Genomic DNA, 23,145 nt, shown 5'->3' on the forward strand with positions numbered 1-23,145 from the left:
CATCCTTAACAAGGGGGACGCCAGAGAAGACTCCTGTCCCCCCCTTCTTAAGGCTACGCTCTACACACAAGTCCGAAATCTGTCAACACAATTCATGGCTGAAACCCCAACTTTCGATATCGCCATTATTGGTGCAGGACCAGGCGGACTATGTGCAGCCCACGGGCTAGCCAATTTAGGTTTTTCGGTAGCTGTGTTTGAACGAGCTAGAGCTTTACGTCCCATCGGCGCTGCCCTAGGGTTGGCAGAAGCGGGGTATAAAGCATTGGCTCTCATCAATGCCGATCTCGCTACCCAAGTTCGTGCCTTGGGTGCCAACCCACAGCGACAACTGCTGATGAGACCAAATGGCGAGGTTCTGTTTTCTGATGAATCGCCCTTGGCGGGTACTCCCTTCACTTGGCTAGCGTGGTATAACCTACAAAACTCCTTGTACAACACACTGCCACCTACCGTATCCCTTCACCTCAACCATAAGTTTGTCAACTTCACTAAGGTAGCCGATCCGTCCCAGGTTCCCTTACGTTTGCACTTTGAGAATCAGCCCGATGTTGGCGCACGACTGTTAATTGGTGCCGATGGGTATCACTCCGGGGTTCGCGCTCTTACCGTGGGAGATGGTGCGCCTCTGTACACTGGAACCATGACTTGGCGAGGAATCTTGCCCCGTCAAATCCTAGCCCCCCTGGTTGAACCCTTTGCAGAAGGGGCTGGTTTTCAACTGGTGGTGGGAGACCAGAAAAATTTTTGGATTATGGATGCAGGAACCGAGGCACTGGCTTGGACAGGGACTGCACTCCATCCGACTTCACAGAAGAGTACCGATGTTTTAGCTATGGTGCTCGAAGTTTTTGACCAATGGACTCCCTTTGTTGAAAGGGTAATTCGAGCAACTGACCCTACCACCATTGTGGAAACTGGCGTGTTCGATCGGGAACCAGTATCCCAATGGGGCGATAGAGAGAGAATCACCTTATTAGGGGATGCCGCTCACCCGATGCGACCGTCCTTAGGATTAGGGACTACTATGGGCTTTGAGGATGCTGTTGCTTTAACCAAAAAACTCAGCGGGCTGAACTTGCAGGATACTCCTTCTGTTGCTAAAGCTCTTACGGACTATGAAGAGGAACGGATGGCGATCGCCACACCGTTACTACTCAAAGCAAGGCAAGGAGGAGAAGCATCCCATGCCCCGGACGTAGCTGACCAACTCAAGGCAGGCTTTGAATTAGCTTTAGCTGCTCGCAGACACAAGGAGACTTCTCTATAGAAAAATTCGCCGGAGTAACAAATGAATCTTTATTTGGGAATAGATTTCGGCACGACTGGCGCCCGATCGACTGTCATCGACTCCCAGGGTACAATCCATTGCGAGACAGAACATACTTTTGCCCGCGCGCAACAGCCGGAATTGCCCTCAGTGTGGCAAAATGCGCTGTGGGATACGATCGAGCAAATTCCCCCAACAATCCGCAATCAGGTAAAGGCGATCGCCCTTGACGGCACATCCTCCACTGTCATGCTGTGCAATAGCGACGGTATACCAGTATGCGAACCCATTTTATACAATGATGCGCGCGGTGCAGCGGTGACAGACAGGTTGCGGGCGATCGCGCCTGCCAACCACACAGTATTAAGCGCTACATCCAGTCTGGCAAAACTCCTGTGGTGGCAGGAGGGCGGGCTAGAAGCCCAACCCCTACTCCCCACAACACAATTCAGTCTTTGTGGAACAGGCATCTTGCCTGTCAGTCTTTGTGGAACAGGCATCTTGCCTGTTGTTGAGAAGCTTTATTTCCTGCATCAATCTGACTGGCTGGCATTTCTGCTGCACGGAAAATTGGGAATTAGCGACTATCACAATGCTTTGAAACTCGGTTTTGATGTTGATACTTTGTGCTATCCGAATTGGCTGATAGAGGGAATTGCGGGCGCTGCAACTCCTGAATTGCCGCAAGTTGTCCAACCGGGCACGCCTGTGGGGGAAGTGAGATCTCAAGTGGGCGATCGCTTCGGTTTTCCCCGCGATTGTATGGTTTGTGCTGGCACAACCGATAGCATTGCCGCATTTTTAGCAAGCGGTGTTAATTTACCAGGGGAAGCAGTAACTTCTATCGGTTCTACACTAGCAGTCAAACTGTTAAGTCATACCCGCGTAGATGATTCTAGATACGGGATTTACAGTCATAAATTAGGCGATTTGTGGTTAGTTGGAGGCGCTTCTAATACCGGAGGTGCGGTGCTGCGGCATTTTTTTACTGATGTTGAGTTACATAATTATAGCACACAAATCGATCCAGAACAAGAGAGTTTGCTGGATTATTACCCATTGTTGAAAAAGGGCGATCGCTTTCCGATTAACGACCCGAATTTGCCGCCGCGACTCGAACCGCGTCCAACTGATTCAGTGGAATTTCTGCACGGTTTGCTAGAAAGCATAGCGCGGATTGAAGCGCGGGGATATCAATTATTGCAAGAATTGGGTGCAACTCCTTTGACCAAAGTTTATACTGCTGGCGGCGGGGCCAAAAATTCGGTTTGGAGTGCGATTAGAAAGCGTTATTTAAAAGTTCCTGTTGAAACGCCGAGTCATACTGCGGCTGCTTATGGGACGGCTTTATTAGCAATGCGAGGTGTGACTGATTAGAGTTGTTGCATAAATCTTGGATGGATTGGGAAACCGCAGATTTATACAGATTAACGCTGATTAACGCAGATGCTTTGCTATATAGTTGACGAAGGGAGGTAATGTTGTTTATTGAGGCGGTTTCAACCGCGGCAAAATCTGATGTTTTTACTTACACTCGCTGCAACTTAGCGGTTCTCGGGTCGATAATTTTTCTGCCCAAACCCGAAAACTTAATTGCCAGATTAGTTTTCTCGCCTTCTCCCAAGACGTGGGTAATTTCTCCAACTCCAAAAGCATGATGAAAAACCCGATCACCCGTTTTCCAATCCGCCGATTGTCCATTGTTTCCCGGTTGAGAACTGCCGGAATTAGCGGCTGAATTATTAGTTTTTCCTTTCGAGGCAGCCGTTTTCCCCGCTTTAGTTTTTTTGGCACTTCCAGCCAGCAAATGTGTGGGCAATTCCCCTAAGAATAGCGAAGGGGTGCAGTGTTCCCGGAAGCCTCCCCAGAGGCGGCGTTCGCGAGTATGGGTGAGAAATAGCAATTCCTGGGCGCGAGTGATGCCGACGTAGCACAAACGGCGTTCTTCTTCGATCGCTTTCGGGTCGTCCAAACTGCGGAAATTGGGAAATAAACCCTGTTCCATTCCGACTAGAAATACTACGGGAAATTCTAACCCTTTTGCTGAGTGCAGCGTCATCAGCGATATGCGGGAATCTTCTTCCTGCAAGTCATCTAAATCGGATGCTAAAGATGCTTTTGCTAAAAATGATGTCAGGGTCGGTTCTTCGTTTTGTTCTTCAAATTGTAGCACTGCATTGTACAATTCTATGACGTTTTCTATGCGGTTTGTGGCTTCGTCGGTTCCTTGATTTTTCAAATCTTCAATGTAGCCTGAATCTTGGATAATTCCTTGGACAATTTGCGAAGCCGGCAGGGTTTCAACTTGCGATTGCCAACGACCAATCATTTCGGCAAACTTAATAATAGCTTTTGCCGATCGCCCTGCTAGAGTATTTACAGAAGATTCATCGCTGAGGATTTCCCACAACGGAATGCCCAATTGAGTCGCAGCGTCTTCGATTTTGGAAAATGTGGTATCGCCAATGCCGCGGCGGGGAGTATTGATGATGCGTTTGAGGCTGACGCTATCGTCGGGATTGGCAAGCGCCCGCAGGTATGCTAGGATATCTTTGATTTCTTTGCGATCGTAAAACTTCAGCCCGCCGACAATATTGTAAGGAATGTCTAAACGCATTAACGCTTCTTCAAAGGAGCGAGATTGAGCGTTTGTGCGGTAGAGAATCGCAAAGTTACTGCCGTTTTCGTATTCGGAGCTTTGGCGCTTCAAGGAATGAATTTGACCCGCTACAAATTCCGCTTCCTCTAATTCGTTGTCGGCGCGCCAGACAACAATCGGAGCTCCCGGTTCGCGAGTCGGGCGCAGAATTTTCTCTATGCGTTCGGTATTGTGTTCGATCAAGTGGTTCGCGACTTGCAGGATGTTTTCGCGCGATCGATAATTTTCCTCTAATTTTACCATTGTCCGAGTTTTTTCGTCGGACAAACCATCTCCAAAATCCTCTTGAAATTCCAGCAAGATGGTATAATCTGCCATACGAAAACTGTAAATTGATTGATCGACATCCCCCACGACAAAAATCGAGCGGTTTTGCCATTTATCGAAGCTTTTCGGGTCGGCGTTATTTGTCACCAGCATCCGAATCAAATCGTATTGAGTGCGGTTAGTATCTTGGTATTCGTCAACTAAAATATGGCAAAACTTTTTATGCCAGTAATTTAATACTTGCTCGTTTTGGCTCAAAAGTTTAACGGGAACAAGGATTAAATCGTCAAAATCTAGGGCATTGTTGGCTGCTAAAGCGTCTTGGTAGCGACTGTAAACATCGGCAATCACGCGACCTCTGTAATCCGGTTCTGCTGCTTGGTATTCTTGAGGCGACAAACCTTTATTTTTAGCGTTGCTGATGACATAGCGGACTTTTCGCGGGTCAAATTTCTTGTCGTCGAGGTTCAGTGTTTTGGTGACGATTTGTTTGACGAGACCTTGAGCATCTGATTCATCAAAAATTGAAAAATTTTTCTGCCATTTGCGGCCTTTTTCGTCTTGGTATTTTTCAATATCGTAGCGGAGAATGCGGCCGCACAAAGAGTGGAAAGTTCCCATCCAAATGTGCTTGGTAATTCTCTGGTAAATTTGCGATCGCAATTTCGTTTGTACATCCGGGGCTAAGTCTACCAAAGGTTTGCCATATTCCGCTTCAGCTTGCTGAGTTGCCAACAATTTCTCAATTCTTTCTTTCATCTCCCTGGCGGCTTTGTTTGTAAATGTCACCGCCAGAATATTTTCAGGATCGACTCGATGGGTGCGAACTAAGTTAGCAACTCGGTAAGTTAGAGCTCTGGTTTTGCCGGAACCAGCGCCCGCTACTACTAACAGCGGTCCGTTATAATGGGCGACTGCTTGGCGCTGAGATGGGTTGAGGTGGCTGAGGAAATCAGTGGTTTGAGTCATAGCTAGAAAGTTAGTTTAATTTTTTAAGGGGTAAATAATACTTGGTATGCGATACTGGGAGTTTTTTTAAGGTAAGGTGCGCTAGGCGCACCCTATATTATAACTAGAAAGGTGATTTTTTAAACTTTAAATATTTTTTTGCCAAGCGAGTTGTTTAAGGTAAGGTGCTCGGCGCGCCCCCTACACTATAACTAGATAGGTGATTTTTTTTAACGTTTAAATATCCGTGTCAGCCACATTGCTGCTAATATTCCCAAGCTAATCCAAATGGCAACAATCACAACAGCGGCAGCCCGATTTATCGGTTTTCCTCGCTCTATTTCTGCGGCTGCTTTTTCCCGACACTCGGCTAAAACCTGTGGCGGAATCATCTTCAGTACCAGCCAAATTCCCAAAGGTACAATTATCAAATCGTCCAAGTAGCCAAGAATCGGTATGAAGTCAGGAATTAAGTCGATCGGGCTAAAAGCGTAGGCAACCGTAAGGCCTGCTAAAATTCTGGCGTACCAAGCTACTCTCTGGTCTGTACTGGCTAAATAAACAGCGTAAGTCTCTTTTTTTAATCTGCGGGCAACTTGTTTTAAGGAGTGCATCTAATGACTAATGACTAATACTTTTTTTAGTTGCTAAAAATGTAACAACCCGGATATTTAGCAATTTGAGTGGGAAGGTAAAGTATAGCATCTGTTGTATGTGAGGATAATCAAATTTATGAATTCAACTTTACGATCGCGCGATCGCATTAAATTCCGCAGTCTGGTAACAGCGCTGTGTTTAACCTTAACTCTCGTGAGTTTTGTGAGATTAGATCCGGCGGTGGCTCAAGAACAGCGGATCAGAACGCTGAGTGTTACTGGGCGGGGTGTGGAAGCGATTCCTACAACTCAAACGCAAGTTCGGCTGGGGGTTGAGGTGCAGGGGAAAACGGCGGCCGAGGTGCAGCAGGAAGCGGCGAGGCGATCGTCCGCTGTGGTAGAGTTGCTGCGATCGCGCCAAGTCGAAAAACTCGAAACTGCCGGCATCACCCTCAATCCCATTTATAACTACGACAACAACCAACAGCGCTTGACGGGCTATACGGCGACTAATACCGTCAGTTTTCGGATTAATACTGCATCTGCAGGGACTTTGCTTGACGATGCGGTGAATGCCGGAGCCACACGCATCGACGGCGTGAGTTTTGTCGCTGCCGATAGTGCGATCGAACAAGCTCGAAAACAAGCACTCCGCAAAGCAACTCAAGATGCTCAAGCGCAAGCGGATGCAGTCTTGAGCGCCCTCAACCTGAAGCGGGGAGAGATTCTGGGCATTCAAGTCAACGGTGCGATCGCGCCCCCTCCAATGTATCGGCAAGTGGCTGGTGCTCGCATGGCTGCTGCTGACGCTACAACGCCTGTGGTGGGAGGGGAACAGCAGGTAGAAGCTTCTGTGACTTTGCAATTTGGATATTAAATACTTAGGGGTTGAACTGGCCACATCAGCTTGACCCTAACTATTTCTCGATTTATCAAGCAGCTTTTTCTACAAAAAACTTTAGCCGTTTTAACCACTTCTGCCCGTAGTCGAGCAATTGTTCGCCTCCCACACAAATATTTCCGTATCTTCGCCCCCAAGAGCTACAACAATCAAAGCCTTAACAATTTTAGCGCCAAACAAAGTTTCACTCTCAGTAAGTCTGTGGAAAAATTTATCACTATGTAAGGAAATATTAAGTGGGGCACTCTGACTTAAAGTATAACTGCTCACCGCAACTTTGTTGCGGTGAGCAGTGACGCCAAGTGGCTACAACCTATTATGAACTATGAACGGAATCTGTCCTTTTTCAGGAGGAGAGTTTCTCAATCAATAGACTCTCCGTTAAACCCTAGGCGATGGCATTCCTCCTAAACAGAAAAGAGTGGACTCTTTTCTAAGATCCACTCTCTGTTAAACTCTCTTAGGGCTAGCTTTAACAAGCTGGAGTTAAGCCCTTACTTTACCTAGTCCTTAATGATTCTCTTGTCATTAATGACCACTTTGTCCTTGAGTTCAGGACGGCCGGAGATGTGAAGATCACTATCCTTATTTTCCTCGGCGGATTCGGCTAGATATTGGGCAGATGACTTAACATCGTGGGCTGCACGTTTAGCAGATTCCGCTGCATTTTGGGCAGATGATTTAAAATCATGCGCTGCACCTTTAGCAGATGGGGTTGCATTTTGGGCAGATGACCTAAAATCAGGCACTGGAGGTTTAGCAAATTCGGCTGCCTTTGGGGCAGATGATTTAAAATCAGGCACTGGAGGTTTAGCAAATTCGGCTGCCTTTTGGGCAGATGATTTAAAATCATGCGCTGCACCTTTAGCAGATGGGGTTGCATTTTGGGCAGATGACTTAACATCCTGCTTAAAATCATGCGCTGCACCTCTAGCAGATTGGGCTGCATTTTGGGCAGATGACTTAATATCCTGCTTAACATCCTGCGCTGCATCTTTAGCCGATTCGGTTGCATTTTGGGCAGATGACTTAACATCCTGCGCTGCACCTTTAGCAGATTCGGCTGCGCTTTGAGCAGATGACTTGATTGATTCGGCTGCACTCTTGCCAGATGACTGAAGCGATTCGGCTGCACTTTTTATAGATGGCTCAACTGCCTTGGCTGTATCTTTTACAGTGGATCTAAACTCCTTAGTTGCGCCCTCAATTTCTTGAGCTACAGCTTTGGCAGAAGGCTTAACTTCATCAGCCGTACTCTTAATAGAGTCCGCTGCACTTTGTATAGATGGCTTGACACCTTCGACTGTCTGCTTGACTGAATCTTTTACTTCTCTAATCGTAGGTTTGACTTCCTCCGATGCACTCTTGACTGCATCTACTACAGAAGGCTTGGCTTCCCTAACTGTCTCATTGACAGATTCGGCTATACCTTTAATCGAAGGCTTAGTTTCCTCAACAGTCTCCTTGACTGCTTCTGCTGTAGCTTTGATAGATGGTTTAACTTCCTCAGCAGTTTCCTTTACTACTGTCCCTAGCTCTTCTACAGTGTGTGTAATACCGTCTGCTACAGCGTGTGCTGCATCCCCTAAATTATCTACTGCACGGTTAACAGTATCAGCAGTACCTTTACCAATCATAGCGCCAGCAACTGAGCCTGCTACAGCACCAATAATGCCTCCAGAGCGAGCACCTAGTATACCACCGACTGCTGCTCCAGCTATCCTCGCACCAATGCCTGAGCCTGATGGTTGATCTTGCTTTGATTCTGCATTTTCGTTAGCCTGAGCCTGAAGCTGCTGGTTCTCGCTATTTTCAACATTCTTTTCCTGGAGGTCAGGATTGGCTTCAGGCTGGTTAAAAGGCTGGTTATTATCAGTCATAAATATCCTTGGGTATTACTGCTACATTTACTAGGCTAACTATATACTTCTCAGAAAATATACTGCCTAAGAACTAGATTTTGACTGTTACTTAAGAAGTAGATTATTAAAGGTACTGACCACGACGGCGCTAGCGGCTCGCTGTTCATTCGACCTTGAAGAACCTAGAGGCGCACGATCGTAGATCGGGAACAGTCTTAGCTTAGCGAGCCAAAAACAACTATTATATACAGACTGGTTGACAGATTAAATGATTAATAAATCTTCTAAAAAATGTTGAGTACAAGCTTATAAGTTAACGTTATAAAAAACAATATCTGAAAATATTTTTTATAACATCTCTACTATTAAATTATTGAATTAAGTGATGTGTTTTATAGACGTTGCTGGTTTACTGTAGGAAAGGCTAAATATGCAGGTCAGAGAAACCAGTATCCACAAAGATTCGGGATTTTCAACTGATTTTTTTCATACCCTGATTAAGGAACGCCAGATTTTGGAGTGATCTAACTTACGAGGAGAGCTTTTTGAACAGCAACTTAACCACTGTAGCCACCAGAGGCGATCGCACTTACATGTAATTTGGCATAAGTTCGATCGCCCCCAACAAACTGAACACAATCCAATTACTACCGGATCGGGGCTCAAAGTACCCGATATCGACTACAGTAAACACAAAATATTATTGGCGGTAATTAGAGTGATTGAGACTTTAGCAACAGGAATCGCAGCAGCCGGTTCGCTGCTAGCATTGGGCGGATTGGGCCTAGAGTTGAACTATCGCCGGACTGGGAGTGCAAATAAACTAGAACTAACAGCCGGAGAGTGGCACTTAGCCATCTCGGAACCCAACCGCTATCTTTTAGTCGGGGAAATGGAGTTCCGCAACCTGACACAGCGCTTTGAGATTATGTTGCCGGAAGTGCGGGCACAGGTGAAACTGCTGTCAGACGGAAGTGTGGATGGCGTTACCTCCGAGACAAAGGTGATTCCTTGCCACAAAGAGGCAGCAGCCAGAGCAGACGATTACTGGTTCGGCTATATTGTTAAAGCCCAAAAAACCACGAAAATTAAAGTTTCTGTAGACATTCAAGGGCAAGATTTAACCAAATTGCAGTCGGCTTGGGTGCAAGTACACTTCGTCACCTACGGCCCGGGCGGGCGCATCCCCAAAGTCCGTAACGTAGTAGTCCCGCTGCAATTTCCCAACTCGGACACCGTACCCATTGCCAGAAATGTCGGAGTTGCAGAAGTCTTGCCGATTCGCACTCACATACTGGCGGAATTGGACAATCCAGTCGAAATTGTCAAGCGGTACGTGCTGCCGCGCGCCCAGAAAGGAGATATTGTCGCCCTCGCAGAAACTCCCCTAGCTTTGATGCAGGGACGCTACCGCCATCCCAGCGAAGTCAAACCAGGATGGGCGGCAAAGCGAGTGTGCTTGTTTTTCTTGCCTACGTCGAGTTTGGCCACGGCTTGCGGAATGCAGACGTTGGTTGATGTAGTCGGCCCTTGGCGCGTAGTAGCAGCATTTGCGATCGGCGCTGTGGCTAAAATATTTGGCAAACCGGGAGTCTTTTACCAACTAGCAGGGGAACAAGCCAGGCTGATCGACGACGTTACCGGGACTTTGCCTCCCTTCGACCAATTTATTGTCCTCGGCCCGGACAATCCCCAGCAAGTTGTAGAAGAAATTCAACGAGAAACCGGACTTGCGGCGGCGATCGTAGACGCTAATGACTTGAAAGCAGTTAAGATATTAGCAGCGACCTCCGATTTATCGGTAGCATTCTTAGAGCAAGCCTTGCGCAGCAACCCCGCCGGGAATGCTGACGAGCGAACACCGGTCGTTCTAATTCGACCTCTGCCACAAAAATCTTGAGTTGAAAAGAGAAAATTAAAAATTCAAAAAGATGATTTGAAATTTTTAATTTTCGATCGAGCAAGAAAGGGAGAAGAATCACAAGTGATAAGTTTTGAACTCAAAATTTACCCATTCAAAACTCAAAACTTCCCTCACTCTTCCCCTTTCTGAATTTTTATTTTTAAATTTCCATTCTCCACTTTTATGCTATGACTTCATTTCCCTCCCAAAACCAAAACCAGGTTGTGATTCGCCCGTTTCAGTATCGCGACATCGAGGTGATGGAACAACTGTGCGCGGAAACAGCCGACGAGCCAGAAAATCGCAAGGGCGGAAGTGGCGACGTGGTACTAGGTAGAAAGTTGCAGCAGATTCGTCGCTGGTACGGACTGCTAAAGATTTTTAGCTTGTTTCCCAACCCTTGTCAGTCCCTGTTCCGGGCCCACGTTGCCGAAGAAGAGGGGACTGTTAAGGGCATAATTCAGATTTCTCCTTTCAACCGCACCCGCAGCACTTGGCGGATCGATCGCATAGGAGTAGACCCGGAAGCCCGCAGCAAAGGAATTGGTTCCATGCTGCTGCGGTACTGCTTTGAGGCAGTCTGGGAGGCGCGGACGTGGCTGTTGGAAGTGAATGTCGGCGACAAAACTTCCTTGGCTTTGTATCGGCAGAACGGGTTTCAGCCTTTGGCCCAGATGACATATTGGACGATCGCCCCAGAACGCCTGCAAGAAATGGCCAACTCGACGCCAGATTTGCCCAACCTGCTGCCTGTTAGCAACGCAGACGCTCAGTTGCTCTATCAACTGGATACCGCGTCTATGCCGCCCCTGGTGCGCCAAGTATTCGATCGGCACATTCAAGATTTCAAAACCAGTTTTTTCGGCGCTTTAGTCGAGGGTGTCAGACAGTGGCTGGGAAAAACAGAGGTAGTCAGCGGCTACGTGTTTGAACCGCAGCGCAAAGCCGCGATCGGCTATTTTCAGGTGCAGCTATCCCGCAACGGCCACCAACCGCACGTCGCCCAGTTGACGGTACACCCGGCCTACACTTGGCTGTACCCAGAACTGCTGTCCCAGATGGCGCGCCTCGTTCAAGATTTCCCGGTTCAAAGCCTGCAACTGGCTTCCGCTGACTATCAGCCGGAACGGGAAGCTTATTTAGAGCAATTTGGAGCAGTGCGCGTGGAACACAGTTTGCTGATGTCTCGATCGGTGTGGCACAAATTGCGCGAGTCCAAGTTGGTATCTCTCGAAGGACTCCAGCTATCAGAAATGCTGCAAAGCTTCCAGCCAACTCGCAAACCCGTACCGGGCAGGATGTCCTGGCTCGGCCCGATCGCTGGGGAAGCTGCAGCTGGGCCCGCATCCTCCGAGATAAAACCGCTCTTGACTGACTCAGGAAACAGCCAAACGAATCAAGTTAACCCCTTGAACTTCCCTAATTCCGAATCAGCCGCAACCGATGGCAGCAGCATTTTGCCTTTAAATTTGCCGGAGTTGCCTCTAGACGGTGGCTGGCCCGGAGAACTCAATTCTTAATAAGTGAAAGCAGAAGGTAAAAGGTAGAAGACCGAAAAAAAAAGAATTAATCATTTAAAAAGTTCCCTTTTTTCGGTCATAATCCTAAAATATTCCTTCTGCTTTTGATTAATATCAACTTAAGATTACCTCTCTTATTCTTGCTTTCTTCTCTTCTTCCTTCGCGTCTTTGCGGTTAGTAAAAAAAATACTCCGGTAATGAAAGAAGTAAATCTAAAATCTAAAATCTAAAATCTAAAATTGATTGATAATGTCCAACGATAAATTATGGATTTCAGCACTGGGATTAGATATCGGCCTCAAACGAGTCGGCATCGCCGGGTGTGACGGCACTGGTTTAATAGCTACGGGCATTACAACACTTGTACGATCGTCCTTCGATCGAGACGTAGCTTATCTCAGAGAGCTCACCCGAGAGCGGAGAGTGCAAATTTTGGTTGCAGGCTTGCCTTACTCCCTGAGCGGAGAATTGGGCACTCAAGCCCGACAGGTGCAGAAATATGCCAATCGCATCGCCGCAGCCTTAGAACTCCCCCTAGAATACGTGGACGAGCGCCTGACTTCGGTTGAGGCAGAGGAATTGATGAAAGCTTCAGGGATTTCGCTGTCGCAAAATAAGGGTGCGATCGATCGCAAAGCAGCGGCCCTGATTTTGCAGCAGTGGCTAGACGAGCGGAGGCAAAATATCTCCGCCCTTCCCAATCCTTGATAGCTTGTAACAGAGGCGTGATATCCTGGTTGTGCAAGTTTGCTACGCACACCTGTAACCCTTGACAAACTGGAGAAAATTCTGGTGTAGCCTCGGTACTGAAGCAGCACAAAATCGTGATTTGTCCTCAGTGTCGCTTGCTGACTCGACTGAGATTTAAACGCTGCACTCCTCGCCTGTGGAAAAGGCTGCGAGTCTCGCGGTTTAAGCCTGTGGGCTGGCGATCGCCCACTTAGCCAGAATATCGCCACGAAAATTCCCAATTGTCAAGCAAACATTAGTGAATTATTGACGGAAAATAAGATACACGCGATGTCCTCATCCCCATACCGCAAAAAAGAGAATGGCAATTCCAACGAAGAGTCCGTCACCCTGACGGATGAAGTTGGGCGATCGCTGACTTGCAACATAGAATATTCTATGAATCTAGAAGGTCAAGAATACGCTTTGCTGCTTCCGATTGACTCACCCGTAGAAATTTTTACCTGGCAGGGAGACGATACTGACGAAGCAGCAATTCCTGTAGAAGACGAGACCGAAATCGACAAAATTTTTGATACAGCTAAAGTTGTCCTGCAAGAGCAGAACCTGACCCTCCGACGCACGGCGGTGACGCTGACTGTGGTTGGCGAATTGCCCGAATTTCCCGAAGAGGATATGGCATCCGATGTCGATCCAGATGAGGAGTCGGAGTTCGAGGAGCTGATGTGGCTGACCAGCTTCTACCACGAAGAACAGGAATATGCCATTTATACGCCTTTAGATCCGTTCTTTATCTTGGCTAGAATGAATGACGACGGCAAGCCAGAATTGCTCTCGGAAGAAGAGTTCCAAAGGCTGGAACCGATGTTACCTATGCTGGAAGACCAGTTCTTTGACGAGCTTGATTAGATATTAATTGCAGGCAGAAGGCCTGATGGCAAAAAGCAGAATTTTTTACTATTTTATAAAAAAGTAAACTGCTCGCCCGATCAAACTTTTTCGAGATGGCCGCTTCTGCCTTCGCGATCGGGCTTTTTAATTGGGCCGTGTGAATTGGGTCTTTTAAAGGGCTTGTATTCGTAACTTTTCGGTCATCAATCGCAGGTCATCAGTCATTAGTCGCTAGTTAACCGCCGCTTATCCAAGACAACGGACTATGAATAAAGAACAAATGACAAAAGGCAGCGCGCGCGAGGACCGAAAAGGAACTCCGCAAGTCTCTAAATGGTTGTTTTATCTGGCGTTGCTGCCGGCAATCTGGGGGGTTTGCGCTTGGCAGGGCTGGGCTTGGTGGAGCTGGGCTTCCGCCCCGGCTAAAATAGCTGAAACGTCAACTTCTTCGCCAGAGGATGCTGCTGTTTTGATCCAAATCCCGGAGGGTACTCCCAGTCAAAAAATCGGGCGGGATTTAGAGGCTGCGGGGTTAATTCGATCGAGTTCGGCATGGAATATGTGGACCCGCTGGCTGACTCTGCAAAACCGCGAGGGAGGTTTTCAAGCAGGAACTTACAAACTGTCGCCGACTCAGCCTCTGAGTGCAGTTGCTGACAAAATTTGGAAGGGCGAAGTCGTACAGCAGAGTTTCACTATTCCAGAAGGGTGGTCGCTGCAACAAATGAGCGCTTATTTTGAAGCGCAAGGTTTTTTCCCGGCTAAGGATTTTATGGCGGTGGCGAGTCAAGTTCCCTATGCTCAGTACCCTTGGCTGCCGAGCGGCCTGCCTCACTTGGAAGGGTTTTTGTACCCGGATACTTATCAGCTAGACGGCGATGCAATTAGCCCGGAAGCTGTCATTAAGCAAATGCTCGGTCGCTTCGAGGAGTTGGCTTTGCCGATATATCAAAAAAATCAGAAGAAAACTAAGCTGGATTTGAAAGAGTGGGTGACGCTGGCTAGTATTGTGGAAAAAGAGGCTGTGGTTGCGGGCGAGCGCAATCGTATTTCTGGGGTATTCAACAACCGTCTGAATAAGGGTATGCCCTTGGGTTCTGACCCGACGGTTGAATACGCCCTCGGCATTAGGCAAACGAAGGAAAAGCCTTTGACTTTCAAGCAGGTGGAAACCCCTTCTCCTTACAATACTTATATCAATGTAGGGCTGCCGCCAACTCCGATCGCATCTCCAGGAATAGCAAGTCTGGAAGCGACTCTGACTCCAGAAAATACAGAATACCTGTATTTTATGGCTCGATATGACGGCACTCACATTTTTAGCCGCACGCAGGCGGAACACGATGCTGCGATTGCTAAAGTTGACCAGCAGTTGCGATCAACTCAATAGATAGGCAATGACTAATACAAAAGTAAAAAGTCAAAAGTCACAAAGTAAAAGCAATAATTATTCACTTTTGATTTTTTACTTTTTTAATCTTTAACTTCCAATTTCTTATTTCTCAATCTAAAACCTAAAATCTAAAATCATTATGACTTGGGGTAAAATACTACAGCCTGACTTAGTTCTCGGCGATTCAGTCATGAAGTTAACGGCTGATATTCTTCAGGAATATAATATTAAAGGATTAGTTTTGGATGTGGACGAAACTCTCGTTCCCATCACTGCAATGAATGCTTCTCCTGAACTCACCCTGTGGGTGGAAGAAATAAAACCCGTAGTATCGCTGTGGTTGGCGAGCAATAATTTAAGTCAGACTCGGATCGGTCGGATTGCTGAGTCTTTGAATCTACCATACATCACGGGTGCAGCTAAGCCGTCCCGCCGCAAGTTGCGAAAGGCTATTAATGCAATGAATTTGCCGGTGGAACAAGTGGCGATGGTGGGCGATCGACTTTTTACTGATGTTTTGGCAGGCAATCGTTTGGGTATGTTTACTATTTTAGTGGAACCAATGGTTGATGCTGGGTATGCGCTTCGCAAGTATCCGGTGCGCTCTTTTGAAGTTTGGGTTTCTCAAGCTTTGGGGGCTTCTCTTGATAGCAGAAATTAGAAAAATTTAAATGACTCAAACTATTGTTGTTAAAATAGGAACTTCGACGCTGACTCGATCGACTACGGGAAACTTAGCTCTTTCAACTATTGCTGCATTGGTCGAAATTTTAGCTGATTTGCGGCAGCAAGGCCATCGAGTAGTTTTGGTTTCTTCGGGTGCGGTTGGAGTTGGCTGCGCGCGCTTGGGTTTGACGGAACGCCCGCGAAACATGGCTTTGAAACAGGCTGTGGCGGCTGTGGGGCAAGGGCGGCTGATGCGGGTGTACGATGATTTGTTTACTACTGTGCAACAGCCGATCGCTCAAGTATTGCTCACCAGGGGCGATTTAGTGCAGCGTAACGGTTATGTTAACGCTTGCAATACTTTTGGGCAACTGCTCCGGTTGGGCGTGATTCCGATCGTCAATGAAAACGATACAGTAGCGGTAGACGAACTCAAATTTGGCGATAACGATACGCTTTCGGCGCTAGTAGCGAGTTTGGTAGAAGCAGATTGGTTGTTTGTGCTCACAGATGTCGATCGGCTGTATTCCGCCGATCCGCGCAGCAATCCAGACGCACAGCCGATCGCCCTAGTTCAAAGTATGGCACAGCTCACAGAATTTCAGGTGCAAACAGGAGATTCCCGCAGCGGTTGGGGCACCGGCGGAATGGTGACAAAAATTGAAGCCGCGAGAATAGCAACTGCATCGGGAGTGCGGACTGTCATCACTGACGGCTGCTTTCCTGGTAATATCGAGAAAATACTCAAAGGAGAGTCGATCGGCACTCAATTTGAGCCTCAACCGCGCCCTGTAAACGCTCGCAAACACTGGATAGCTAACGTGCTAATTCCGGCAGGAAAACTATATTTAGACGCGGGTGCTGTCAAAGCAATTTCCCAGGGCGGAAAATCGCTTTTAGCTGCGGGTATTGCTCAAGTAGAAGGAGAATTTCAAGCTGATGATTCCGTGCAGTTGTGCGACGCCACCGGCAAGCAAATTGCTAGAGGACTTGTGAATTATAGCAGTTTAGAATTGAGACAAATCCAGGGCTGCAAGTCCGAAAAAATTGCTGAAATTTTAGGCTATGCAGGCGTAGAAACGGCGGTACACCGAGATAATTTAGTGATTGTTTAAACTAACAAATATCGAGACAGTCGATCGCGCAATGAGCGAAGGCAGAAATTGAAGATATTTGCAGCACAGTCTTGCAAGAATTTGTTTGGCTGTGTCTGAACAGCTCGTTCATCGCTTCTGTAAACAGTTCAAATAAATTTTGTGCTAATTCTAAAGCTGCTTGGTATTCCGCATCTGTAAGTTTGATTTCTTCTAAAATTTGCAACATCTCTGGCGTGTTTAAAAGGTGATAATTTTCTAAACCCCCATAATATCCTCCAAAATCAACAGATTCTTTTTGGTTAATTTGCTGTAATTCCATTACCACTGCTAGCACCGCCTCAAAAAAAACTTGGGCAGTTCCTTCGAGGACTTCCACTAACACCAGTTTCTGAATAGGAGAAGCTTTCCAAGCGTAGCGTTCGATCGCTGAACAAAGCGATCGAGTTTTTTTAGTTTCTTCACCCCAAAGCAGTCTGAAATCGCCGTAACTCATTAATTGGTTTAAGCCCAGTTCTTCTAGGTATTCTAGATAGTCGTGCCAATAATAGTTTTTTTTATAAGTATATTTATTAATGAGTTCCTGAACTTTGTTATTACTAGAAGATTCTCGCAGCACATATTTATTTAAATCGCTCAATCCCACAGCCAAAGGAGCGAGTACAGGTGCAAAAATTAGTCGTTGATTCGCGTGAATGTGTTTGTTGGCTAGAAAGTCAAACAAGGGCATTTTTGCAAACTCTTGCTTTTTGGGTTCAATGAATGCTACAATGCCTTTCATACTTTTTTCGCCTGAATGGTTGCTGTCAAGATCATCTTCATATCTCCGTTAATTATCTATATTTTAGAGCCTAAAGAATTGTGTTTATTATCATATATATTTGTATTTGAGATCATAGGTAAGAGTGTTGGCAGTCACAGGAAACAGTGATTTGTATCATATTGTGCCAGAAGTTCGAGCATCTTGTTGCCTAGAGATAAAATGTTCTAAATTTAGATTGCATATTTCAGTCGTTGCTCAAAGCCACCCCACAAGAGTTTGATTATTTACCGATAATTTAAAGGATGATTAACTTATCTGGGCAAGTGAGCATCCTGTTCGCACTGCTAAAAAATGCCTTTTACAAAATCGCGGTGATCCATGCAAATCAGTCCTAGACGCATAGAAGTCTCGAAACCAGGTTTCTTCGGAGATTCATCGCTACTCAACAAAAAATTTTCTGAGAAACCCGGTTTCTTTAACCCTTGCTTTTATTGCTTCTTCCCTCTTTGCTCTTCCCTCTTCATTATTCCTTCTTCTTTCTTCCGGCGGCCATAACTCTCCAAATGACAATTTCTAATTCTCAGAATTGCCTTTAGGTGCGTTCTGGGTTACTCTATCTTTTGGATCAGTTAACACAATTATAGGAGTTAATCTTGGAACGGACTTTTTTAGCGATTAAGCCCGACGGTGTACAGCGCGGACTCGTCGGCGAAATTATCGGTCGTTTTGAAGCCAAGGGCTTTAAGCTAGTTGGTATGAAGCTGATGACGGCGAGTCGCGAACTAGCGGAACAACATTATGATGTTCACAAAGAAAAACCCTTCTTTGCTGGATTGGTAAACTTTATCACTTCAGGCCCTGTAGTGGCGATGGTTTGGGAAGGCGACGGCGTTGTCGCCTCGGCGAGAAAAATCATTGGCGCCACAAATCCTCTGAATGCAGAACCTGCGACAATTCGGGGAGATTTTGCCGTCAATGTCGGTCGTAATCTCATTCACGGTTCTGATGCTGTCGAGACTGCCCGTGCGGAAATTAGCCTTTGGTTCAAGGAAGAAGAATTGAGTGCTTGGACACCTTGTTTAACTCCTTGGATTGTGGAATAGTTTTGATATTCTCCCGGTGGTTAATCGGGAGATATAGCCTTTCTTAGACAGATGAAATATCATGTCGCTGACTCACTCATAACTGTAAACTATAGAATAGTTTGAGATTTTTACTCGTTACCCGGAGCTTCCTGGTAACGAGAAGAAAAAACGTTAATCTGAACTTAAAAACTCCAAATAATTATTAGTCAATTCTTTGACTGCTAATTCGTAAAACTGTTGACCGTGTTCGGGGGTTGCTAAGCCTGGATTTGAACCCATTCTCCCGTCGGGAAATCGGCGGCGGAAGTCAGCAGCACCGTAAATTTTGTGCCCGGAACCGACTTCTTCCGAAAGCGGAGCTTGCTTGATTGCTTCTGGATAAAGGTACTGGGTTAAGGCGACTTCGCTGGGGGTGGCGTGGGAACCTTCTTGGTTTCCGTATAATTCTTTTGCTAGTTGGTAAACTGAACCGCACATGAACCAGTTGCCGATTTGACACTGGATTTTATCGGCATTTGGTAGATTCAAGTCCGACAAATGCGCGTATGTCTCGGAAAATGCTGCTTTCATGGTGGCAATGTTGCCGCCGTGACCGTTAATGAAGAAATATTTCTCAAATCCAGCTTTTGCCAAAGATGTGATATAGTCCCTGACTACCAATATCAGAGTCTGCGGTCGCAGGCTGATTGTGCCGGGAAAGCTGGTGTGGTGCAGGGCCATGCCGACATTAATTGTCGGGCCGATTAAGGCATTGGCAGCTTCGCCGACACCGCGGGCGATCGCCTTGGCTGCAATGGCGTCAGTCCCGATCAAGCCGGTGGGCCCGTGCTGTTCGGTGGAGCCGATCGGGATAATTATGCCTCGGGAGCTTTCTAGATAAGCTTCTACCTCGGACCACGTACTCAAATGCAGCAACATGATAGGCAGTCTACAAAATTTTTACTTGCTATCGTCGATCGTAGCCGGCACGGGAAGAAAAAGGAATTTGGACGAACTTATTATTGTATTCTTAAAAAAAGCCCTACAGTGCGATCGGAACTTTACCGTTATATTACTTAACGTTAATAATTTAACCACTTGATGGCCAAAACTTTACCTTTTAATAACCTTTTAAGAGTAGTATAACAAGCATATCCCTCTAGATTGGGTGTTACGTGGTCAATTAACAGCGGGCAATGTTTTATGAAATTAACACCGACCCCGAAAAATGACCAGACTTCTGTGGCCTGGACGCAGGCAGGCAGCGCGGTTCCGACAACTGCTCTACGGCTGTATTCCTTACACGAGCAAGTAGCAAAGGTCGAGCGCGTGTCTGTGGGATGGACTGGCGAAAGATTCTAAGCGATCGAACAAATGGCGATCGTACAAGCGATCGCAGCGCGAGAGTACCTCAGCTACTGAAGAAGGTACCTCCCGCTAGCCACATACAAACATCACTCCCACTGATATTTATGTCTTCTGCTGAATTAAGCGAAAGTCCTTCAAGGTTGGCTGTTGGACAAGCCGGCCGTATCTTGTTATTGGAAGGTGAAGATCTGTTGCGGGAAATGCTAGCTTTAGCCCTTAAAGAACAGGGCTACGAGGTGGTGGTTACTAGCGACGGGCGCAACGCTCTGCCTTCTGTACAGGCTTCTTCGTCATACCATGGTGAATTGGCCTTTAACCTGTTAATTATGGATTCAATTAACGGTTTAGATCTGTGTCGAATGTTACGGCATCAAGGAAATCCCGTCCCTATTTTGATTATCGGTGCTAGAGGAAGTGCCAACAATTGCGCTTTTTACCTCGAAGCCGGATCGGATGATTATCTGACCAAGCCTTTTGGAATGCGGGAGTTTATCGCTCGCTGTCGAGCGCTGATGCGACGCCAGCGCCTCGGTCGCTTACCGGAACCGAGGATGCTGCAATATAAGAGCATAACTCTATATCCTGAAGAGTGCCGCGTGTTGGTTCGTGGTCTGGAAGTGAAATTTTCTCCTAAACAGTTTCGCTTACTAGAACTATTTATGAATTATCCCCGGCGAGTTTGGTCTCGCGATCAGTTGTTGGAAAAAATTTGGGGTCAAGATTTTATCGGAGACAGCAAAACGGTTGACGTTCACATCCGTTGGCTGCGCGAAAAGTTGGAATTAGATCCGGGTCAACCGGAATATATCATTACGGTACGTGGGTTCGGCTATCGATTTGGTTAAATTTTTAAATCAGTTATAGGGTTGCAAGTTGCAGCCGAATTGACGTAAGGACACAACATTTTTGTGTCCTTATTTGTCTATGGAGAGTGTGCAATACACTAGCTTGGAGGTGCAGCCAGTAGACTTATTGTAGCGACCGTTACCGTTATCTTTTACCCTTGGCGATCGGTATAAATCAAAACTCCCCTGTCCAGTGCCAACAATGCAGTTTGGAGCAATCTCCTGCAACCGCAACAGTCGCCACCATATCTGAACTCGGAATTAATTCCATTAAAGACCATCTCGATGCTTCTTCAGGGCTTTTTTCAACATTTAACAGCGCTGCTGGTTCCCCTGGTGCGAGGCTGACATCAAACTGATTCAGGGGAAGAGAAAGTCCTTTCCCAACTGCTTTGATATAGGCTTCCTTGCGAGTCCAGCAGCTAAAAAAAGCGCGGGGTTGGAGATGTTCTGGGAGCGAACGCAAGACAGTATTTTCTAAGGGTGAAAAAAACTTTTCCGCAATTTCCAGACAAGGAAATTTTGGATTCATACCTTCAATATCGACACCAATATCTCGACTTTTGGTAATAGCAATTAGAGCCATGTTCCCTGAGTGAGACAAATTGAAACGGAGGGTATTTCCCCCTTGGGCGGCGATGAGGGAGGGTTTACCGTAGGGATTGTAGTCAAAGCGCAAAATGTGAGAATTTATGTTAAGATAGCGACTGAGAATTTCTCTCAGGGCGCCACGACTCACAATAAATTGCGATCGACCTTTGGGAAAATGAAAACCCTCGGCTTTTGTCCGCTCGTCGGTAGAGAGAGTCTGTTGTAAACTCTGCAAGCAAGATTCTGTTTGAGCTAGAGAGACGCGCCAAACATGAATTTCGCCCAGATCCAATGTCAAGTCTTGCGGTGGAGAATTCCACGAATCAAAAGCAGCAATCATGTATTTATCTTCTTTTCTGAGTCACCTCATCCAGCATTCCCATAAACAGGCATCTTGTCTGTTCTACTTTTAGAAACAGGTAAGATGCCTGTTCTACAACAGATGAATTTCAATCGCAAGAATTAATAAATCCAGCTTTGTACAACTTTTCCCGCTAATTGCTGTCCCAACCAAGGCGTATTGGCCGATCGCGACTTCAGACTTTGCCCGTCAACAGTCCAACTCATTTCCGGGTCGAACAAAATCAGCTCAGCAGAGACTCCCGGCGCAACCGTGGTGGGGGTTTGTCCGAGACAAACGGCAGGGCCTGCGCTTAACAATCGCCACAGTTCTAAAGCCGAAAATTCGCCCGTTTTTACCAGTCCGTGCCACAGTAAAGGCAAAGCTAATTCCAAGCCGATCGCCCCGGGCGGACTATCAGCAAAAGCCACAGTTTTCTCCTCATAAGTATGCGGGTTGTGGTCGATCGCGATCGCATCAATTACGCCATCTTTCACAGCTTGAATCAGCGCTAATTGGTCGTTGATATTCCCCAACGGCGGTTCTAGGCGTAAATTCGGATCGTAGGGCAACGAAGCAGTCAGAGCATTTTTCCCGCCGGAATCTTTAGAGTTTCCTGAAATTGCCCCGACATTCAACAGCAAGTGCATCCAAGTCACACTCGCAGTCACCGGCAAACCCCGCGCCTTCGCATCTCGAATCAATTCCACGCTGCGCGCCGTGGAAACGCGCATAATGTGCACCGGAGTGTCCGCAGATGCCACCAACTCTAGAATTGCAGCCAAAGCCGAAGTTTCCGCACTCGCCGGAATTCCTGGTAAACCCAAGCGCACCGACAGCGCACCTTCCCTCACCGCACCATTTCCTGCCAAAGTTCGATCGCACGGCCACAAAGCCACAGACTTACCCAAAGGCTTGATATACTCCAGCAAACGCCTCACCAGAGCCGGATTAGACAGCGGCAAACCGTCTGCAAAACCCACCACTGGACAGGATGCCAGCTCGCCCAACTCTGCCATCTGCTGCCCTTTAACGCCCGCTGTCAGCGCTCCCCAAAAATACAAGCGGGGCAGCCCGGGTGACAAATTGCGGATATGTTGCTGCAACAAAGCTAAACCGGCCAAATTGTCAACAGGCGGCGAGGTATCCGGCAAAATCGCCACTCGCGTAAAACCCCCAGCCGCCGCAGCCTGCATCAAAGATTCGAGCGTTTCCCGATCCTCAAAACCCGGTTCTCCGCTGTGACTGTACATATCACTTAACCCCGGCCCCAAAATCAGTCCCTGGCAATCCCGCACTTGTGTCTCAGCGGGAAACTCAGCAATTTTTTCTTCGACTGCTTTGATATCACCTTCAGCAATCAGAATATCAGCGATGCGATCGCTCCCTGAAACTGGATCTAGCACCCGTACATTTTGTAGCAGTTCGCGGCTCATATAACAGAAGGAAGAAGGAAGAAGGAAGAAGGAAGAAGGAAGAAGGAAGAAGCAATCCACCGCATTAGTTTCAGGAA

20 protein-coding genes are annotated in these 23,145 nt (G+C 46.9%); 13 read left to right on the forward strand and 7 right to left on the reverse strand.

The window, feature by feature from the left end; translation table 11 throughout:
* Positions 1-94: 94 nt before the first annotated feature.
* Together QUA27_RS07155 and QUA27_RS07160 are read left to right on the forward strand one after the other, a co-directional pair.
* Positions 95-1,270 carry an FAD-dependent oxidoreductase gene (locus QUA27_RS07155; protein WP_333067180.1) on the forward strand — a complete coding sequence of 392 codons (1,176 nt, stop codon included), beginning with the start codon at positions 95-97 and terminating at the stop codon, positions 1,268-1,270.
* Between the two features lie 21 nt (positions 1,271-1,291).
* Positions 1,292-2,647, forward strand: a complete 1,356-nt coding sequence (locus tag QUA27_RS07160; protein ID WP_333067181.1) for an FGGY-family carbohydrate kinase — start codon at positions 1,292-1,294, stop codon at positions 2,645-2,647.
* Positions 2,648-2,798: 151 nt separating this feature from the next.
* Here the strand turns inward: QUA27_RS07160 and pcrA are convergent, their stop codons facing one another.
* Together pcrA and QUA27_RS07170 are read right to left on the reverse strand one after the other, a co-directional pair.
* Positions 2,799-5,165 carry a DNA helicase PcrA gene (pcrA, locus tag QUA27_RS07165; RefSeq protein ID WP_333067182.1) on the reverse strand — a complete coding sequence of 789 codons (2,367 nt, stop codon included), beginning with the start codon at positions 5,163-5,165 and terminating at the stop codon, positions 2,799-2,801.
* Between the two features lie 209 nt (positions 5,166-5,374).
* Positions 5,375-5,758, reverse strand: a complete 384-nt coding sequence (locus tag QUA27_RS07170) for a YkvA family protein (protein WP_333067183.1) — start codon at positions 5,756-5,758, stop codon at positions 5,375-5,377.
* Positions 5,759-5,876: 118 nt separating this feature from the next.
* On the opposite strand from QUA27_RS07170, the gene QUA27_RS07175 reads away from it, so the two are divergent.
* Positions 5,877-6,617: an SIMPL domain-containing protein gene (locus tag QUA27_RS07175; protein ID WP_333067184.1), complete on the forward strand. Its 741-nt coding sequence runs from the start codon at positions 5,877-5,879 to the stop codon at positions 6,615-6,617.
* A gap of 527 nt (positions 6,618-7,144) precedes the next feature.
* Here QUA27_RS07175 and QUA27_RS07180 read toward each other — a convergent pair.
* On the reverse strand, positions 7,145-8,521 hold the full coding sequence (locus QUA27_RS07180; RefSeq protein WP_333067185.1) for a hypothetical protein: 1,377 nt from the start codon (positions 8,519-8,521) through the stop codon (positions 7,145-7,147).
* A 700-nt stretch (positions 8,522-9,221) separates the two neighbouring features.
* Between QUA27_RS07180 and QUA27_RS07185 the strand changes: the two genes are divergently transcribed.
* The 7 genes from QUA27_RS07185 (at position 9,222) to proB (ending at position 16,682) form a co-directional block, all read left to right on the forward strand.
* The gene (locus QUA27_RS07185) at positions 9,222-10,403 is read left to right on the forward strand and encodes a F420-0:Gamma-glutamyl ligase (RefSeq protein ID WP_333067186.1); all 1,182 of its coding nucleotides are present in this window, start codon (positions 9,222-9,224) and stop codon (positions 10,401-10,403) included.
* A gap of 191 nt (positions 10,404-10,594) precedes the next feature.
* Positions 10,595-11,926, forward strand: coding sequence for a GNAT family N-acetyltransferase (locus QUA27_RS07190; RefSeq protein WP_333067187.1), 1,332 nt, complete (start codon positions 10,595-10,597; stop codon positions 11,924-11,926).
* Positions 11,927-12,176: 250 nt separating this feature from the next.
* A complete protein-coding gene (ruvX, locus tag QUA27_RS07195) occupies positions 12,177-12,635 on the forward strand; it encodes a Holliday junction resolvase RuvX (RefSeq protein ID WP_333067188.1) in 459 nt (152 codons plus the stop codon).
* Positions 12,636-12,947: 312 nt separating this feature from the next.
* Positions 12,948-13,526: a DUF3727 domain-containing protein gene (locus tag QUA27_RS07200; RefSeq protein WP_172188895.1), complete on the forward strand. Its 579-nt coding sequence runs from the start codon at positions 12,948-12,950 to the stop codon at positions 13,524-13,526.
* Positions 13,527-13,773: 247 nt separating this feature from the next.
* Positions 13,774-14,898 (forward strand): endolytic transglycosylase MltG, encoded by a 1,125-nt coding sequence (mltG, locus tag QUA27_RS07205; RefSeq protein ID WP_333067189.1) that lies wholly within the window; start codon positions 13,774-13,776, stop codon positions 14,896-14,898.
* 142 nt (positions 14,899-15,040) lie between these two features.
* Positions 15,041-15,562 (forward strand): YqeG family HAD IIIA-type phosphatase, encoded by a 522-nt coding sequence (locus QUA27_RS07210; RefSeq protein WP_333067190.1) that lies wholly within the window; start codon positions 15,041-15,043, stop codon positions 15,560-15,562.
* 10 nt (positions 15,563-15,572) lie between these two features.
* Positions 15,573-16,682 carry a glutamate 5-kinase gene (proB, locus tag QUA27_RS07215; protein ID WP_333067191.1) on the forward strand — a complete coding sequence of 370 codons (1,110 nt, stop codon included), beginning with the start codon at positions 15,573-15,575 and terminating at the stop codon, positions 16,680-16,682.
* A gap of 1 nt (position 16,683) precedes the next feature.
* On the opposite strand, the gene QUA27_RS07220 is transcribed toward proB, so the two are convergent.
* Positions 16,684-17,442: a hypothetical protein gene (locus QUA27_RS07220; protein ID WP_333067192.1), complete on the reverse strand. Its 759-nt coding sequence runs from the start codon at positions 17,440-17,442 to the stop codon at positions 16,684-16,686.
* A 635-nt stretch (positions 17,443-18,077) separates the two neighbouring features.
* On the opposite strand from QUA27_RS07220, the gene ndk reads away from it, so the two are divergent.
* Positions 18,078-18,527: a nucleoside-diphosphate kinase gene (gene ndk, locus QUA27_RS07225; protein WP_333035325.1), complete on the forward strand. Its 450-nt coding sequence runs from the start codon at positions 18,078-18,080 to the stop codon at positions 18,525-18,527.
* Between the two features lie 153 nt (positions 18,528-18,680).
* Here the strand turns inward: ndk and QUA27_RS07230 are convergent, their stop codons facing one another.
* The gene (locus tag QUA27_RS07230; RefSeq protein ID WP_333067193.1) at positions 18,681-19,427 is read right to left on the reverse strand and encodes a creatininase family protein; all 747 of its coding nucleotides are present in this window, start codon (positions 19,425-19,427) and stop codon (positions 18,681-18,683) included.
* Between the two features lie 264 nt (positions 19,428-19,691).
* Here QUA27_RS07230 and QUA27_RS07235 point away from each other — a divergent pair, with 264 nt between their 5' ends.
* Together QUA27_RS07235 and QUA27_RS07240 are read left to right on the forward strand one after the other, a co-directional pair.
* The gene (locus tag QUA27_RS07235) at positions 19,692-19,850 is read left to right on the forward strand and encodes a hypothetical protein (protein ID WP_333067194.1); all 159 of its coding nucleotides are present in this window, start codon (positions 19,692-19,694) and stop codon (positions 19,848-19,850) included.
* A 110-nt stretch (positions 19,851-19,960) separates the two neighbouring features.
* The gene (locus QUA27_RS07240; protein ID WP_333067248.1) at positions 19,961-20,701 is read left to right on the forward strand and encodes a winged helix-turn-helix domain-containing protein; all 741 of its coding nucleotides are present in this window, start codon (positions 19,961-19,963) and stop codon (positions 20,699-20,701) included.
* A 175-nt stretch (positions 20,702-20,876) separates the two neighbouring features.
* Here the strand turns inward: QUA27_RS07240 and QUA27_RS07245 are convergent, their stop codons facing one another.
* Positions 20,877-21,632 (reverse strand): 4'-phosphopantetheinyl transferase family protein, encoded by a 756-nt coding sequence (locus QUA27_RS07245; protein ID WP_333067195.1) that lies wholly within the window; start codon positions 21,630-21,632, stop codon positions 20,877-20,879.
* Between the two features lie 122 nt (positions 21,633-21,754).
* Complete coding sequence (locus QUA27_RS07250) at positions 21,755-23,068, reverse strand: dihydroorotase (RefSeq protein WP_333067196.1); 1,314 nt, start codon at positions 23,066-23,068, stop codon at positions 21,755-21,757.
* Positions 23,069-23,145 lie beyond the last annotated feature (77 nt).

Origin of the sequence: Microcoleus harperi Pol14_C6 (assembly GCF_036701295.1) — a bacterium.
Lineage (GTDB): Bacteria > Cyanobacteriota > Cyanobacteriia > Cyanobacteriales > Microcoleaceae > Microcoleus.

Excerpts from the sequence above, each read along its gene's own strand:
- QUA27_RS07160 (WP_333067181.1), top strand. The coding sequence starts at position 1,292 with ATGAATCTTTATTTGGGAATAGATTTCGGCACGACTGGCGCCCGATCG.
- proB (WP_333067191.1), top strand. The coding sequence starts at position 15,573 with ATGACTCAAACTATTGTTGTTAAAATAGGAACTTCGACGCTGACTCGA.
- QUA27_RS07245 (WP_333067195.1), bottom strand. The coding sequence starts at position 21,632 with ATGATTGCTGCTTTTGATTCGTGGAATTCTCCACCGCAAGACTTGACA.
- pcrA (WP_333067182.1), bottom strand. The coding sequence starts at position 5,165 with ATGACTCAAACCACTGATTTCCTCAGCCACCTCAACCCATCTCAGCGC.
- QUA27_RS07155 (WP_333067180.1), top strand. The coding sequence starts at position 95 with ATGGCTGAAACCCCAACTTTCGATATCGCCATTATTGGTGCAGGACCA.
- QUA27_RS07175 (WP_333067184.1), top strand. The coding sequence starts at position 5,877 with ATGAATTCAACTTTACGATCGCGCGATCGCATTAAATTCCGCAGTCTG.
- mltG (WP_333067189.1), top strand. The coding sequence starts at position 13,774 with ATGAATAAAGAACAAATGACAAAAGGCAGCGCGCGCGAGGACCGAAAA.
- QUA27_RS07220 (WP_333067192.1), bottom strand. The coding sequence starts at position 17,442 with ATGAAAGGCATTGTAGCATTCATTGAACCCAAAAAGCAAGAGTTTGCA.
- QUA27_RS07190 (WP_333067187.1), top strand. The coding sequence starts at position 10,595 with ATGACTTCATTTCCCTCCCAAAACCAAAACCAGGTTGTGATTCGCCCG.
- QUA27_RS07170 (WP_333067183.1), bottom strand. The coding sequence starts at position 5,758 with ATGCACTCCTTAAAACAAGTTGCCCGCAGATTAAAAAAAGAGACTTAC.
- ruvX (WP_333067188.1), top strand. The coding sequence starts at position 12,177 with ATGTCCAACGATAAATTATGGATTTCAGCACTGGGATTAGATATCGGC.
- QUA27_RS07250 (WP_333067196.1), bottom strand. The coding sequence starts at position 23,068 with ATGAGCCGCGAACTGCTACAAAATGTACGGGTGCTAGATCCAGTTTCA.
- QUA27_RS07200 (WP_172188895.1), top strand. The coding sequence starts at position 12,948 with ATGTCCTCATCCCCATACCGCAAAAAAGAGAATGGCAATTCCAACGAA.
- QUA27_RS07240 (WP_333067248.1), top strand. The coding sequence starts at position 19,961 with ATGTCTTCTGCTGAATTAAGCGAAAGTCCTTCAAGGTTGGCTGTTGGA.
- QUA27_RS07235 (WP_333067194.1), top strand. The coding sequence starts at position 19,692 with ATGAAATTAACACCGACCCCGAAAAATGACCAGACTTCTGTGGCCTGG.
- QUA27_RS07230 (WP_333067193.1), bottom strand. The coding sequence starts at position 19,427 with ATGTTGCTGCATTTGAGTACGTGGTCCGAGGTAGAAGCTTATCTAGAA.
- QUA27_RS07180 (WP_333067185.1), bottom strand. The coding sequence starts at position 8,521 with ATGACTGATAATAACCAGCCTTTTAACCAGCCTGAAGCCAATCCTGAC.
- QUA27_RS07210 (WP_333067190.1), top strand. The coding sequence starts at position 15,041 with ATGACTTGGGGTAAAATACTACAGCCTGACTTAGTTCTCGGCGATTCA.